This window comes from Streptomyces sp. DS1-CR2, assembly GCF_055760475.1.
The window spans coordinates 6434110-6448714 of record NZ_CM147085.1; the positions used below are offsets into that span (position 1 = coordinate 6434110).

Below are 14605 nucleotides of genomic sequence, written 5' to 3' on the forward strand. Positions count from 1 at the left end.
ACGCCGGATGGAGCCCGTACGGGTGCTCGAACCGCGCCCTTCCGATCTAGGGTTTCCGCATGGCACGACCACGGCGCATTGTCCTTGTCAGGCACGGCGAGTCGGAGGGCAACGCCGACGACACCGTCTACGAACGCGAGCCCGACCACGCCCTGGCCCTCACCGAGACCGGGCACCGGCAGGCGGACGAGACAGGGACGTACCTGCGGGAGCTGTTCGGCCGTGAGCGGGTGAGCGTGTACGTGTCGCCCTACCGCCGTACGCACCAGACGCTCCGCGCCTTCCGGCTCGACCCCGAACTCGTACGGGTGCGCGAGGAGCCGCGGCTGCGGGAGCAGGACTGGGGAAACTGGCAGGACCGGGACGACGTACGCCTCCAGAAGGCGTACCGCGACGCGTACGGCCACTTCTTCTACCGCTTCGCCCAGGGCGAGTCCGGGGCTGACGTGTACGACCGTGTGGGTGCTTTTCTGGAGAGCCTGTACCGGAGTTTCGAGGCGCACGACCACCCCTCGAATGTCCTCCTCGTCACCCATGGGCTCACCATGCGGCTGTTCTGCATGCGCTGGTTCCACTGGACCGTCGCCGATTTCGAATGTCTGTCGAATCCAGGGAACGGTGAGACGCGGGCACTCGTTCTCGGGGAGGACGGCAAATACACCTTGGACCGGCCGTTCGAACGATGGCGTGACCCGGAGCCGTACGGGGTCACCGGTTAGAGTGGCAGGGCGATGACCGCTGACTCCTCTCCTCATGTGCGGCTTGACCGCGCCCTGTCCAGCCTGCGCGGCCTGGCGGTGGGGGATGCGCTGGGCTCCCAGTTCTTCGTGCCCGCCAACCATCCGCTGCTCAAGCGCCGCGAGCTGCCCGACGGCATCTGGCAGTGGACCGACGACACCGAAATGGCGTGCTCCGTAGTGGCGGTCCTGGCCGCCGAGAACCGGATCGAGCAGGACGCGCTCGCCCGGTCCTTCGCGGAGCACCACGACTTCGACCGCGGCTACGGTCCCGCGGTGAACCGGCTGCTCCGGCAGATCCGCGAGGGCGGCGACTGGCGTTCCCTGTCCTCCGCGCTCTTCAAGGGCCAGGGCTCCTGGGGCAACGGCGCGGCGATGCGGATCGCGCCGCTCGGGGCCTGGTACGCGGACGATCCGGAGCAGGCCACGCATCAGGCCGAGATCTCCGCCTACCCGACGCATCAGCACCGGGAGGCCGTGGTCGGGGCCATGGCCGTGGCCGCGGCTGCCGCGATCGTGGCCGATCCGGCAGGACCACCGACCCCGCAGGCGCTCCTCGACGGAGTGATCGCGCTCGTGCCGCGCAGTGCGGTGGGCGCGGGCCTGCGGCGGGCCAGGGACATGCTCGACTACGGCGACCCGGGGACTGTGGCCGCGGTCCTCGGCTGCGGCCGACGCACCACGGCGCACGACACCGTGCCGTTCGCCCTGTGGTCGGCGGCGCGCGGGCTCGGCGACTTCGAGCGCGCGTTCTGGGAGACGGCCCAGGTGGGCGGCGACATGGACACGACGTGCGCGATCGTGGGCGGAGTGGTCGCTTCAGGCTTGGGTGGCGCTCCGGCGGACCTGTGGCTGCAGCGGACCGAGCCTCTGCCGGAGTGGGCGCCCGGACTGCCGGTCTGAGCTGTGGATTGCTCACGCCTCACTCGGTGTGACGGACACCCGTAGGGCTCTGGTGAACGCATCGCCTTGGGTGTGATGGATGCGGGGCCGCCTTCGTCGAGTCGGATGGCCCGGCATCCACCTCCCCCGTTGGACGGCTCCCCCAGTCAGCCGCCAGCCGGCCCGGCCGCACCCGCGGTACCCGCGAGCGCTTCCAGGTCGCTCTTGCGCACCCGGATCACCACAGTGGCGACGATCAGGGCGAGCAGCGCCATCGCCGCGGCCGGAATGAACGCGGTCGAGATGCCCTCCGCCAGGACCTGGTGACCCCAGGGAGCCGGGAGCTGATGGGTCTTGGCGAACTCCGCCTTCTGCTCGGGCGTGGCCTGCGCCATGAAGGAGGGGATCTGGTCCCTGGCCTCGTTCCTGCTGGCCGTACCGAAGACGGTCGTCAGGATGGAGAGGCCGAGCGAACCTCCCACCTGCTGCATCGCGTTGAGCAGCCCGGACGCCGCGCCCGCCTCGTGCTGGGCGACTCCGGAGACGGCGGTCAGGGTGAGCGTCACGAAGTTGAGCCCCATCCCGATGCCGAACAGCAGCATCGGGCCGAGCACCCCACCCACGTACGAGCTGTCGGGGGAGATGAACGTCTGCCAGCCGAGGCCGAGCAGGACGAACGTCGCGCCGGTCATCATGAACGGTTTGGGGCCGAGGACCGGAAGCAGCCGCTGCGACAGGCCCGCGCCGACGATGATCGCGGCCGTCACGGGCAGGAAGGCGAGGCCCGCCTCGATCGGCGTGTAGTTGAGGACGTTCTGTGCGAACAGGACGATGAAGAAGAACATGCCGAACATGGCCGCGGCCAGGCTCAGCATGATCACGTACGTACCGGAGCGGTTGCGGTCGGCGAACATCCGCAGCGGAGTGATCGGTTCCTTCGCCCGGCTCTCGATGAACACGAAGGCGAGCAGCAGCACCACGGCGGCGACGAACGAGCCCACGCTGACGCTGTCCCGCCAGCCCTCCTCCGACGCCCGGATGAAGCCGTACACGAGCGAGGCCATGCCCGCCGTGGAGGTGAGCGCGCCCGCGATGTCGAAGCGTCCCGGGTGGCGTTCGGACTCGTTGATGTACATCGGCGCCAGCACCGCGATGAGGATGCCGATGGGTACGTTCACGAACAGCACCCAGCGCCAGTCGAGCCACTCCGTGAGCATGCCGCCTGCGAGGAGACCGACGGCGCCGCCGCCCGCGGAGACGGCCGCGAAGACGCCGAACGCGCGGTTCCGCTCCGGGCCTTCGGGGAACGTCGTGGTGATGAGGGCGAGCGAGGTGGGCGACGCGATCGCGCCACCGACGCCCTGCAGGGCCCGGGCCGCCAGCAACTGCCAGGGTTCCTGGGCGAGTCCGCCGAGCAGGGAGGCGAGCGTGAAGAGCAGGATGCCGGACATGAAGACCCGGCGGCGACCGAGGATGTCTCCCGCACGGCCACCGAGAAGCAGCAGGCCACCGAAGGTGAGCGTGTACGCGCTGACGACCCAAGTGAGGTCTGTCGTGGAGAACTTGAGCGCGCCCTGAATGTGCGGGAGCGCGATGTTCACAATCGTCGCGTCCAGTACCACCATGAGTTGACAGGCCGCGATGACGGCGAGGGCTATGCCGGGGCGCCCCGCCCGTCGTGCCTGCCCCGGCTTTCCCGGCTTGTTCGGTTTCTGATCTTGAGTTAACTGAGAGGTTGACACTATGGATCCCCCACAAGTGCGTTAGTGAACGCAACCGTTCACTGTTGCCTCGAACGGTAGTGACTCCCCATCAGTGAACGCAACCGTTCACTGAAGAAACTGCCTGGAACACCCGGTTCCCCAACGGAGAGAAGACGATGGATACTTCGCGCTGGACGGCCGCCCCCGCTCGGACGGCCACCCTGCGCCGGCGTGGCCCCGTGCTGGAGCGGGCCATCCTGGAAGCCGCGCTGGAGCAGCTCAGTACGGTCGGCTGGAACGCCCTCACGATGGAAGGCGTCGCTGCCGGAGCGCAGACGGGCAAGGCCGCCGTCTACCGCCGCTGGCCGTCCAAGGAGGAGCTCGTCGCGGACGCACTCCAGGCGGCGCTGCCCAGGCTCGACGGAGCGCCGGACCGCGGCAGCGTCCGGGAGGACCTGATCGAGCTGTGCGGCCTGATGCGTGAGGCGATGTACTCGCGCCCCGGATTCGCCCTGCGTTCGGTTCTTCACGAATGCGACTCGGCGACGGCGCAGCGCTTCCATGAGGTGATCTTCGAGGGCGTCGTCCAGCCGAGCGTCGGGCTGATCAAAGAGGTCGTGAACCGCGGGATCGAGCGGGGAGAGGTTCGCCCCGGCGCCGCTGACGCGTACGTCTGCGATGTCATCCCTGCGATGATGATGTACCGCTCCAAGGTGTGCGCGAGCGAATGGGAAGAGCGTGATCTCACGGAGATGATCGATCAGGTGATGGTTCCGCTGCTGCGGCCGCGGGGGGCGTGAGGCGGGGCGGCGTCGGCCGTGGATCTGAGCCGGCGCCGGGGTGTGTGGCTGCATCGCGCCGCATGGACGGAGAAACGGGCCGGTCGTACCGGGGTGTCGCCGAGGGGTCAAGGCGGCGTAGGCTATCTGGCGCCATGCCGTACGAACCACCCACTCACAGCGTCGAGCGCTCACTGCGCGCCACCACCGGAGCCAAGATCGTCGCCGGTGTGGACGAGGTCGGTCGCGGTGCGTGGGCGGGACCGGTCACTGTGTGCGCCGCCGTCACCGGGCTGCGCCGACCGCCCGAAGGTCTCACCGACTCCAAGCTGATCAGCCCGAAGCGGCGCGAAGTGCTCGCCGAGACGCTGGAGAGCTGGGTGACGGCACATGCTCTCGGGCACGCCTCCCACGAGGAGATCGACGAGCTGGGGATGACGGCTGCGCTGCGGCTCGCCGCGGTGCGCGCCCTCGAGGCCCTTCCGGTCCGTCCGGATGCGGTCATCCTCGACGGCAAGCACAACTACCTCGGCGCTCCCTGGCAGGTCCGCACGGTGATCAAGGGTGACCGGTCCTGTGTGGCCGTCGCCGCGGCATCGGTGATCGCCAAGGTTCGGCGCGACAAAATGATGGCCGAACTGGGCATCGAACATGCAGACTTCGGTTTTGCGGCCAACGCCGGTTATCCGTCGCCGGTCCACAAAGCCGCGCTGGAGGTGTGGGGGCCCACCCCGTACCACCGGCTCACGTGGGCGTATCTTGATGCGCTGCCCCAGTGGCGGCACCTCAAGAAGGCCCGCATCTGGGCGGACGGAAACATTCCGGAGATCGAAGGCCAACTCGGCTTCGACTTCTGATCTTCCGTTCGCACTCATGTGCCACCCGCCGGGGCCACCCGCACCGGCGTTTGATAGATATCAGCTCATGCCTCTCCTTCCCGAGGAGCCTCAGATTCACGAGAGTGCCCAGGGTCCCCGCGCCGCTTCGGCCCCCAGCGGCCGCAACGCGCCGACCCCCCGCCCTGTACCCGGCCCGCGTCCCGCGGCGCCGCCGCGACCCGGACGCCCGGGTCCCGCACGGCCGATGCCGCCCGCGCAGCGCACGTCGCGCGAGTCGGTGTCCGCCGCCAAGCCGGGGCCCGCGGCTCCGGCCGCCCCCGCCGCCGTGCCGACCGCGCCCGCTGCGGCGGACGCGAGCGCGCAGCCGCAGATCCAGTTGATCCCGGCTTCGGCCGAGGGCGCCCTGGACGCCGCGGAGGAAGCCGTCGACCTGCTCCTCGACTCGGGCCGTGCGCCCGGCGAGGTGCTGGTGATCACTTCCGGTGACCCGCACCCGTGGGCCACGCACGAGCTGTCCTTCGGCGACACCGCCTACTGGGCGCAGCACGACGCGGGTGACGACGTCTTCTACGCCGACGCCGGTGCCGCTGAGCGTGCCACCAAGCGGCCAGTGGTCGTCGTCGCGCTGAACGGCGGCGCCGATGAGGCGGCCGCCGCGGCAATGCCTCTCGCCCTCGGCCGGGCGGGCGCCCTGCTGATCGTGTGCGGCGACCCGCAGCGGATCAACTCCCTGCTGGGCGCCGGAGTCTGACACGCCGCACGCCGGCTGCCCGGACCGCTCGACGGTTCCGCGGGCGGCCGGCGGCGTCGTGTGCCTGCGGCTCGCGTCGCGACGGGCTCGTTTCAGCGGCAGCTCTCAGCGGGCGGCCGCGCGGCGTAGTACCTCCGACGCGGCTCCTCCTGTGCGCGGCAGTGGCGGCTCGACGCCGCCCTCGAACGCTTCGGGCGTCGCCCCAAGGCTCGGCCGCCGGCCGCCACGTCCCTCGCCGAGTACCTGCCAGCCGTCCCGCGTCATGGTGATGTACGCCCCGCAGCGCAGCCCATGAAGTGTGCAGGCATCCCGCAGCCCCCACATCCACGCACCGTCCTCCTCCGTCCAACGCGCCTCGCCCTCACGGCAGTAGAGCAGTACAGCCGTACGCACCGGTGTACGGCGTCGGAGGTCGTGCGGGATGACCCGACGCAGATGCGTGAGCAGCGCGTTGCGGAACACCCAGCCGTCCGCCGCGCTCGCGCGCCGGGTGAACGACGCGCTGGCGCTGAGCCGTTCCTCCGTGTCAAGAACGGCCACGACGGCCGTCTGAGGCTTGGGGAGGTGCCGCGCGTGCAGGCCGCTGACGACCTCGCGCGGATTGCGCAGCAAGGGGATTCCCGCCGCGGCCCATTCTGCGGGTTCGAGCACCCTGGCGAGTTGATTGGCGGAGTCGGCGAACATATCGGCACGCGTTGACGTCGACAATGATGTCGCCGAGGACGGAGCGAATCCGAAGGTCACGGTCCTCCCTTCGGCTACGCGCCCACACTGCGGGCGGGGTCGGACTGCGGGAGCGCACCGCGGCACAGCCCTACCGGACCACGATCGAGCCGCGCGGGAGCGATTCCAATTCTTCCCTTCGCACTGGCTTGCGGCAACGAGCAATCGGGGCCGGGAGCCGGTATCTGGGGAAGCGTCGGCTATATCCCTGCCCACCGCCGCCACCCGTGACGCCAGGATCACGTCTTTACGGCTTCGACCAGGCACCAGGATCACGTCGTTACCGCCACGACCAGCGGTAACACCCCCTGACCTCAGCGACCCGCCCGCCCCGAGAATCGGATCAAGAGGGGCTCGGATCAAGAGGGGCTCGGCACCTGGCCGGACCCCCTCCAGGCGGCCGGATGGAAGGGGCAGGCGGTGATCATCGCGGCGGGGGATTGGGCCGTTGTCAGTGGTGTGGGGTTGCATGGGGGCATGAGTAACCAGGAGCTGCGTGCCGAAGCCGACGCCATCCTCGCTGAGCTGGTCGGCGATCCGGGGGGTTCGGCGCGCCTTCGGGAGGACCAGTGGCAGGCGGTGGCAGCCCTGGTCGAGGAGCGGCGGCGTGCCCTTGTGGTGCAGCGCACCGGATGGGGCAAGTCGGCGGTGTACTTCGTGGCCACGGCCCTGCTGCGGCGGCGTGGCTCCGGTCCCACGGTGATCATCTCGCCGTTGCTGGCGCTGATGCGTAACCAGGTCGAGTCGGCGGCGCGGGCCGGTATTCAGGCGCGCACGATCAACTCGGCCAACCCGGAGGAGTGGGACACGATCTATGAGGAGGTCGAGCGTGGCGAGACCGACGTTCTCCTCGTGAGTCCGGAACGCCTCAATTCGGTGGATTTCCGTGATCAGGTCCTGCCCAAGCTCGCGGCGACGACCGGTCTGCTCGTGGTCGACGAGGCGCACTGCATCTCCGACTGGGGCCATGATTTCCGGCCGGACTACCGTCGGCTGCGGGCGATGCTGGCCGAGCTTCCCGCCGGTGTTCCGGTGCTGGCCACCACCGCTACGGCGAACGCGCGGGTCACGGCGGATGTCGCCGATCAGCTGGGTACGGGAGCCGGCGAGGCACTGGTGCTCCGCGGTCCGTTGGATCGGGAGAGTCTGCGCCTGGGCGTGGTCCAGTTGCCGGATGCCGCACACCGCGTGGGCTGGCTTGCCGAACACCTGGATGAGCTTCAGGGCTCCGGCATCATCTACACGCTGACGGTGGCCGCGGCCGAGGAGGCCACCGCCTTCCTGCGCCAGCGCGGCTTCAACGTGGCGTCGTACACGGGCAAGACAGAGAACGCCGACCGGCTCCAGGCCGAGATCGACCTCCAGGAGAACCGGGTGAAGGCGCTGGTCGCCACCTCCGCGCTGGGGATGGGCTTCGACAAGCCGGACCTGGGATTCGTGATCCATCTCGGCTCGCCGTCCTCGCCGATCGCCTACTACCAGCAGGTGGGGCGTGCGGGCCGCGGTGTCGCCCACGCAGATGTGCTGCTGCTGCCGGGCAAGGAGGACGAGGCCATCTGGCGCTACTTCGCCGATACGGCCTTCCCGCCCGAGGCGCAGGTCCGCCAGACCCTCTCGGCTCTCGCGGGTGCGGGACGTCCGCTGTCCGTGCCCGCCCTGGAGGCGGCAGTGGATCTTCGGCGCAGCCGCCTCGAGTCGATGTTGAAGGTGCTGGACGTCGACGGCGCGGTCAAGCGCGTCAAGGGCGGCTGGACGGCCACGGGGGCCGACTGGGTGTACGACTCCGAGCGCTACGCGTGGGTGGCCAAGCAGCGGTCGACCGAGCAGCAGGCCATGCGCGACTACGCGAGTACGTCCCAGTGTCGGATGGAGTTCCTGCGTGAGCAGTTGGACGACGAGGGTGCGGTTCCGTGCGGCCGCTGCGACAACTGTGCGGGGGCCTGGGCCGATTCATCGGTATCGGCGGAGATGCTGACGGGGGCGGCCAGGGAGCTGGACCGCCCGGGGGTGGAGGTCGAGCCGCGCCGCATGTGGCCGACGGGGATGCCCGCACTGGGCATCGACCTCAAGGGGCGCATCCCGGCCAAGGAACAGTGCTCCACCGGGCGCGCCCTGGGACGGCTCTCGGACATCGGCTGGGGCAACCGACTCCGCCCGCTGCTGGCCGAGAACGCGCCCGACGGGTCCGTCCCCGACGACGTCCTGAAGGCCGCGGTGGCGGTCATCGCCGACTGGGCGCGCTCGCCCGGGGGCTGGGCGCCGACTGTTCCGGACGCCTCTGCCCGGCCGGTGGGAGTCGTCGCCGTGCCGTCTCTGACCCGGCCGCGACTGGTCGCTTCCCTCGCCCAGGGAATCGCGACGATCGGCCGCCTCCCCTTCCTGGGCACGCTTGCGTATACGGGGCCGGGGGACGTACACGCGGCACGCCGTAGCAACTCCGCCCAGCGGCTCAGGACACTGTCCGGCACCTTCACCGTTCCTGACGATCTGGCTGCGGCCCTGGCCGGCGCTCCGGGTCCCGTCCTGCTCGTGGACGATTACACGGACTCAGGCTGGACCCTCGCGGTCGCCGCGCGGCTGCTCCGGCAGGCAGGGAGCGAGCAGGTTCTGCCGCTGGTGCTGGCTGCGGCGAGCTGAGTCATGGGGTGCTCAGGGCTGAGGCGCTGAGCCGAGTCACTGACCGGAGCCGTAGAAGGGGACGCGCGAGCCCGGAGTAGACGCCTCGCTCCACGCCTGGGTCAACAACCCCAAGCACGAGAGCCAGAGCCACACCCGATCGCGGTTCGTGGACCCGCGTGCCCGAAGCTCCTGTCCGCATCCGGCCGCTGAGCTGACGTCAGCAAGCGAACGACATGGCTGGGACAAGCATGGCCTGACGGGTCGGCTCGCGCGAGTGGCCCTGCCGGCCTGTGGACAACTCCTGTCGTGTCCCTGATCCGGGTTATCCACAGGTCAAAACGGAATCTTGAGATTCGCGGCATGGTCGTCACATGACGAATCACAGCGAAGCAGCCGGCGCACCCGGCACGGAACAGGTCACCCTGCGCAACCCGTCCGAACTGGCCGAAGCGCTCCCGTACTTGCTCGGGTTCAAGCCCGAGGACAGCATCGTGCTTGTCGCACTGCACCGCGGACGCTTCGGCGGGCGCGTGCGACTCGGGATCCCCGAGCGCCCCGGCGACTGGCCGTCCGTCGCGGACGAGATGGCCAAGTGCCTGATCAGTGGATGCGAGAGGAAGGACGGAACGCCGGACGGCATCGTCGCGTTCCTGTGCCGGGATCCGAAGTCCACCGAGACCGGTCGGCAGATCATGGAGCACCTGCACCCACTGGCGCAGATGCTGCGCTTGGCGTGCGGCCGCCTCGACGTGCCCGTGGTCGAGACCCTCTGCATCGCCGACGATCACTTCTGGTCGTACAGCTGTCCGGTCGCGGAGTGCTGCCCGCCCGACGGCACACCGCTGGCCGCGTCCGGTACGTCCGTCACGGCGGCCGCGATGACCTACGCGGGCATCCAAGTGCGGCGTCCGCTAAGGGAGATGAGGGCCAGGCTCACGCCGTGGCAGACGGCGGCCGTGCCGGAGCAGGAGCGTGCGCTGGATGCCGCGGCCATGGCTCTGGTCCCGAGGATTCTCGCCGGAGTCCCGCGCGTTGAGGTCGCGGACGAGACGCTCGCTCTCGCACGGCGGGTCTGGAGCCGTTTCGGGCACCTGCCGACCGGCGACGACACGCTCGAAGCCGATCTCAAAGACGACGAGCAGCTCGCGCATGACGAAGCGGCGAGGCTGATCCTCGGCCTCCAGGACCGGCTGACCCGGGATCACGCCGCCGAGTGGATGGAGGGCGACGAGGCACCGCTCGTTCTGCGTCTGTGGCGAGCCCTGGCCCGCCGCTGCGTGGGCCCGTACGGCGAACACGCGGCGGCGCCGCTGACGCTCGCCGGCTGGGTCGCGTGGTCTCTGGGCGACCGAGTGGAAGCAGGCGAGGCATTGGACATGGCTCTGGCGGCGGATCCCCGGTACGTCTTCGCCCGGCTCCTCATGGAGGCGTGCAGCGCGGACCTGGATCCGGAGCCGGTGCGGCGAAGCCTGCGCAAGACCCGGGACGAGCGGAACGTGACGCCGTCCGGGGCGGGTTCCGAGGAGGACTCTGACGGAGCCGGAGCAGGAGTAGCGGTAGGCGCGGGGCCTGTTGCCGGCGTCAATGCCGAAGGCGCCGCCGGCCGTAAGGGCGCAGGATCCTCTGGGCGGCCAAGTGCCGAGGACTCGCGGGAACCGGCCGAGGATCGAGTGACGCGGGCCCTGGAAGCGGCCCTGCGCCGCCGCGGATCTCGACGGGCAGGCGCGGGTAAGGGGCCCGCGCAGGCTGGGGCGCATGCGTCGAGGCGACCGCAGGGACGCCGCCGAGCGGGGCGGCAGGGGACGAGGCGGGACGGATGAGTACCGGCTCGTGGCGCAGGTTCCGCATGCCCGCCCTTGTAGCAGCGCGGGCACTGGCCGACGTGAGGGAGTTGGGGAGGGGCATGGGGCGTCGGCTGCTCGGCTTCCTTTGCCGCGGGCGTGACTTGGGGTGGTGCAGGCCCGTTCACCTCTGTGGCACGGCCCGTGATCGGACTGCGCCGTCGTCTCCCCGCCGACCCTTCGGAGCGCCATCGGCGCCTCGCGCGCGCCCAGCGCGGAAGGAGCCACCCCATGCCGCCCCCCGCGTCGTCGACCATGCCCGCCGTATCGACTTGCGCCGTGCCGGTGCTGCTCGCCCTGGAGGAAGACGCCCCACCAGGTGCCATCGGACCGCCCCGCGGGACCGGTACCGCTGGTTGTCCGGGGCCGAGGCGGCGGTGATGCCTTCAGCTGCACGCGCGCCGGAGCCCGAAGACTCGTTCAAGGCGTCCTTCGAGAGTCCCTTGGAGGACTCGTTCGTCGACCGCCTCGGCGGAGGTGCGGGCCGGGCCCCTGGAATCCCCGCAGGGATGTCGCCCCCTCCACTGGCTGGGGTATCCACCGCGCCCGCTGGGGTGTCGTCCGCGACCTTAAGGCTGGGAGCGCCATCCGGCACCGCGGGGCCGTCAACCGCCATCGCGGGAGCGCCATCCGCTCACGCAGTGACATCTGCAATCTCCCCAGCGATCTCGTCCGCTCACCGCAAGGACCCGGCTCCACCTGCTACCCGCAACGCTCCACCCCCAAATACGCACGCCGGTCGCGCGAACACCCCCGCTCCCCGGCGCTCCGCGGAGCTGCCGCCGGCGCACACGGCGTTGATCTGCGTGGCCCTGCCCTCGCTCGCGATTTCTTCGCAACAAGGGCAGTTGACGGGCGATGGCCTGGAGGGGTTCTACCGCGCCGGGCGCCGTTTGTTGTCGCGCTGCCTGCTCCGCGTGGCGGGGCGCGAGCCGGTCGCGGTTCAGGCCCGTATGGTCGCCGCCGACCGGGCCCGGTTCGTGGCGACGCTGAGGCCTGTCATGGACGGCGGCCCGGACCCGGACATCACGGTCGAGCGGATGCGGCATGCCGACGGCACGGAGCGGATTACGCTGCGCAGCTCGGCCACACGCACGCTGCGACTGCCGGTCGAGGTCGCGCTCGGTACGGATCTGGCCGAGCTGGGCGCGGTGGCGGCCGGACGGCCGGGGCGTGCACTGTCCGCCACCGTCCACGACTCCGGCATGCGATGGTCGTCGCCCGCGGGCCACGCCGTCGTCACCGCCGACCCGCCGCCCCGGGATGCGCTCGCCTCCGCCGGCCTGCTGCGCTGGGAGTTCTACCTGCCTCCGGGTGGCACATGGAGTGTCGAACTACGGGTACGGGCCGACGGCGGAGGGACGGGCCGGCCGGTCGGGCATGGCACCGTACGTCCACTCGCCGGGGCGGAAGCCGCAGGGGACGACGCACGCGTGGGGCCGCTGCTGAGAACCTGCGCCGAGGACCTGCACGCATTGCTGCTGCGCGACACTGCGCACCCCTCGGACCTCTACCTCGCCGCTGGCGCGCCCTGGCGCTGTGGTCTGGCTCCGGCCGAGGCGTTGGCGGCCGCGCGGATGGCGCTGCCTTTGGGAACACGGTTGGCCGCGGGCACGCTCAGGGCCCTCGCCCGGACCCAACTCCCGGGAGCAGGAAGGGAGTCGGGGATGATCCCCGGCCCGCTGAGAGACGCAGGCTCGCATCTGCCGCCCGGCTGTACTGGAACCGAAGCGACGCTCCTTTTTCCGGCGCTCCTCGCGGAGGCGAGACGCTGGGGCCTTCCTGAGCAGGAGGTCGCCGAGCTGCTGCCCACTGCGGAGCGCTGCCTGCACTGGCTGCGGGCATCCATGGGCGATGGGACGTACCTGGCGGACCCCGGCCCCGGAGGACCGTTGCGCTGCGAGACCCAGGCCCACGCCCACCGGGCCGCCCTGCTCGGCGCGGATCTCCTCGACGCCCATGGCCGACCCGGCGCCGTAGAACTGCGTCAGTGGGCCGAAGCGATGCGGACACGGTTCAGGGAGGACTTCTGGGCCGAGGACCGCGGAGGCGGCAGGCCCGGCGCCGCCCGCACGCCGGACGGACGCCTCCTGCCCCACCTGGGCAGCGCCGCGGCCCACCTCCTCGACACAGGGCTGCTTGGCGGCGGTGTGATGGCCCCGGGACTCCTCGACAAGGTGCAGACCGAACAGCTCGCGCGGCTCCTGGGCGGTCCGGCACTCGACTCAGGATGGGGGCTTCGCAGTCTGGGCGTACGGGAGGCGTCGTACAACCCGTTCGGGCACCGTGGCGGAGCCGTGCGGGTGCAGGAGACGGCGCTGGCCGTGGGCGGCCTGGCCGCTGCGGGCTACGAGAAGGAGTCGAGTTCGCTGCTGCGGGGCGTCCTGTCGGCGGCCGAGGCATTCGGGTTCCGGCTGCCCGAGATATACGCGGGGGAGCAGCGTTCCGAAGGGGGCGCGCCGCTTGCGCATCCGTCCGCCTGCAGACCCGCGGCCACCGCCGCGGCGGCGGGGGTGCAGATCCTCGCGGCCCTCGCCGGGATCCGGCCGGATGCGCCCGCCGGGACGGTGACGCTGAGACCGATGCGCAGCGCACCCTTGGGGCAGATCGGACTGGCCGGGTTGCGGGTCGCGGGCGCACCCTTCTCGGTGCGGGTCAGCAGACTCGGTCTCGCCATGGTCGAGGAGGCGGCCGACGGGCTGCAGTTGGGGGTGTGACCGGGCCGGACGTGAGTTCGGGAGATCGGCGGGGGCCGCCTCGGGGGCTTCGAAGAAGGCCTTGATCGACGATCGCGAAGGGAGTGTTTATCGTCAGGAAGACGACTATGATCGCGGCATGTCGCCCTACGACCCGTCGGCCTTTCCGCCCTTCGCAGTCACCGTCGACCTGGTCGTGCTGACCGTGCGTCGTCACGCGCTCTGTGCGCTCGCGGTACGGCGAGGCGAACCGCCGTTCCAGGGGCGTTGGGCACTCCCCGGCGGCTTCGTACGGGACGACGAGGACCTGTCGTCCGCGGCGGCGCGCGAACTGATCGAGGAGACCGGGCTCTGCGCCCATGATCCCGCAGACCCTGACCAGGTAAATGGCGCGCACCTGGAGCAGCTGGCCACCTACGGCGACCCCAAGCGCGACCCTCGTATGCGGGTGGTCAGCGTCGCTCATCTGGCCCTGGCGCCGGATCTGCCCGCACCGCGTGCGGGTGGCGACGCGCGCAGCGCGCGCTGGGCACCCGTAGAGGCACTGCTGAACCCGAGCGGGTACGGGCGCGAGGGTGAGCAGGCGGCGCCCCTGGCCTTCGATCATGCGCAGATCCTCGCGGACGGCGTGGAGCGCGCCCGCTCGAAGATCGAGTACTCGTCGCTCGCTACGGCCTTCTGTCCGCCCGAGTTCACGGTGGGCGAGCTGCGGCGCGTGTACGAGGCGGTGTGGGCCGTCGCGCTCGATCCGCGCAATTTTCACCGCAAGGTGACAGGCACCCCGGGTTTCCTCGTGCCCACCGGCGGGACCACCACCCGCCAGGGCGGCAGGCCGGCCCAGCTCTTCCACGCCGGGGGCGCGACGCTGCTCAACCCGCCGATGCTGCGCCCCGAGGTGTGACCCGGAGCTGACCGGGCCTGACCTCCCGGCTCTGCCCGCCCACGCCGCGCAGGGACACCCGAAGCACCCTGCCCGAAAAGACGGAAATATCGCGTTATCTTTCTGCGGTACCCACGGGGTTCGTCCGTCCCCGC

11 protein-coding genes are annotated in these 14605 nt (G+C 70.7%); 9 read left to right on the plus strand and 2 right to left on the minus strand.

Going from position 1 to position 14605, the window contains the following annotated elements:
* Positions 1-59 precede the first annotated feature (59 nt).
* Complete coding sequence (locus ACY0PA_RS30540) at positions 60-719, plus strand: histidine phosphatase family protein (RefSeq protein WP_473080725.1); 660 nt, start codon at positions 60-62, stop codon at positions 717-719.
* A gap of 12 nt (positions 720-731) precedes the next feature.
* Positions 732-1640, plus strand: a complete 909-nt coding sequence (locus ACY0PA_RS30545; protein WP_100591118.1) for an ADP-ribosylglycohydrolase family protein — start codon at positions 732-734, stop codon at positions 1638-1640.
* A 146-nt stretch (positions 1641-1786) separates the two neighbouring features.
* Here the strand turns inward: ACY0PA_RS30545 and ACY0PA_RS30550 are convergent, their stop codons facing one another.
* Positions 1787-3361, minus strand: a complete 1575-nt coding sequence (locus ACY0PA_RS30550) for an MFS transporter (RefSeq protein WP_473080726.1) — start codon at positions 3359-3361, stop codon at positions 1787-1789.
* Positions 3362-3498: 137 nt separating this feature from the next.
* Here ACY0PA_RS30550 and ACY0PA_RS30555 point away from each other — a divergent pair, with 137 nt between their 5' ends.
* From ACY0PA_RS30555 to ACY0PA_RS30565, 3 genes are all read left to right on the plus strand, one after another.
* A complete protein-coding gene (locus ACY0PA_RS30555; RefSeq protein ID WP_473080727.1) occupies positions 3499-4122 on the plus strand; it encodes a TetR/AcrR family transcriptional regulator in 624 nt (207 codons plus the stop codon).
* A 134-nt stretch (positions 4123-4256) separates the two neighbouring features.
* A complete protein-coding gene (locus tag ACY0PA_RS30560; protein ID WP_473080728.1) occupies positions 4257-4958 on the plus strand; it encodes a ribonuclease HII in 702 nt (233 codons plus the stop codon).
* A gap of 67 nt (positions 4959-5025) precedes the next feature.
* The gene (locus ACY0PA_RS30565) at positions 5026-5691 is read left to right on the plus strand and encodes a hypothetical protein (protein ID WP_473080729.1); all 666 of its coding nucleotides are present in this window, start codon (positions 5026-5028) and stop codon (positions 5689-5691) included.
* A gap of 105 nt (positions 5692-5796) precedes the next feature.
* Here ACY0PA_RS30565 and ACY0PA_RS30570 read toward each other — a convergent pair whose 3' ends face one another.
* Positions 5797-6435, minus strand: coding sequence for a hypothetical protein (locus tag ACY0PA_RS30570; protein ID WP_473080730.1), 639 nt, complete (start codon positions 6433-6435; stop codon positions 5797-5799).
* Positions 6436-6891: 456 nt separating this feature from the next.
* Between ACY0PA_RS30570 and ACY0PA_RS30575 the strand changes: the two genes are divergently transcribed.
* The 4 genes from ACY0PA_RS30575 (at position 6892) to ACY0PA_RS30590 (ending at position 14471) form a co-directional block, all read left to right on the plus strand.
* Positions 6892-9051 carry a RecQ family ATP-dependent DNA helicase gene (locus ACY0PA_RS30575; RefSeq protein WP_473080731.1) on the plus strand — a complete coding sequence of 720 codons (2160 nt, stop codon included), beginning with the start codon at positions 6892-6894 and terminating at the stop codon, positions 9049-9051.
* A gap of 353 nt (positions 9052-9404) precedes the next feature.
* The gene (locus tag ACY0PA_RS30580; protein WP_473080732.1) at positions 9405-10853 is read left to right on the plus strand and encodes a DUF4192 domain-containing protein; all 1449 of its coding nucleotides are present in this window, start codon (positions 9405-9407) and stop codon (positions 10851-10853) included.
* 818 nt (positions 10854-11671) lie between these two features.
* Positions 11672-13591: a glycogen debranching N-terminal domain-containing protein gene (locus ACY0PA_RS30585; RefSeq protein ID WP_473086481.1), complete on the plus strand. Its 1920-nt coding sequence runs from the start codon at positions 11672-11674 to the stop codon at positions 13589-13591.
* 118 nt (positions 13592-13709) lie between these two features.
* Positions 13710-14471 carry an NUDIX hydrolase gene (locus tag ACY0PA_RS30590; RefSeq protein WP_473080733.1) on the plus strand — a complete coding sequence of 254 codons (762 nt, stop codon included), beginning with the start codon at positions 13710-13712 and terminating at the stop codon, positions 14469-14471.
* The last annotated feature ends 134 nt before the right edge of the window (positions 14472-14605 follow it).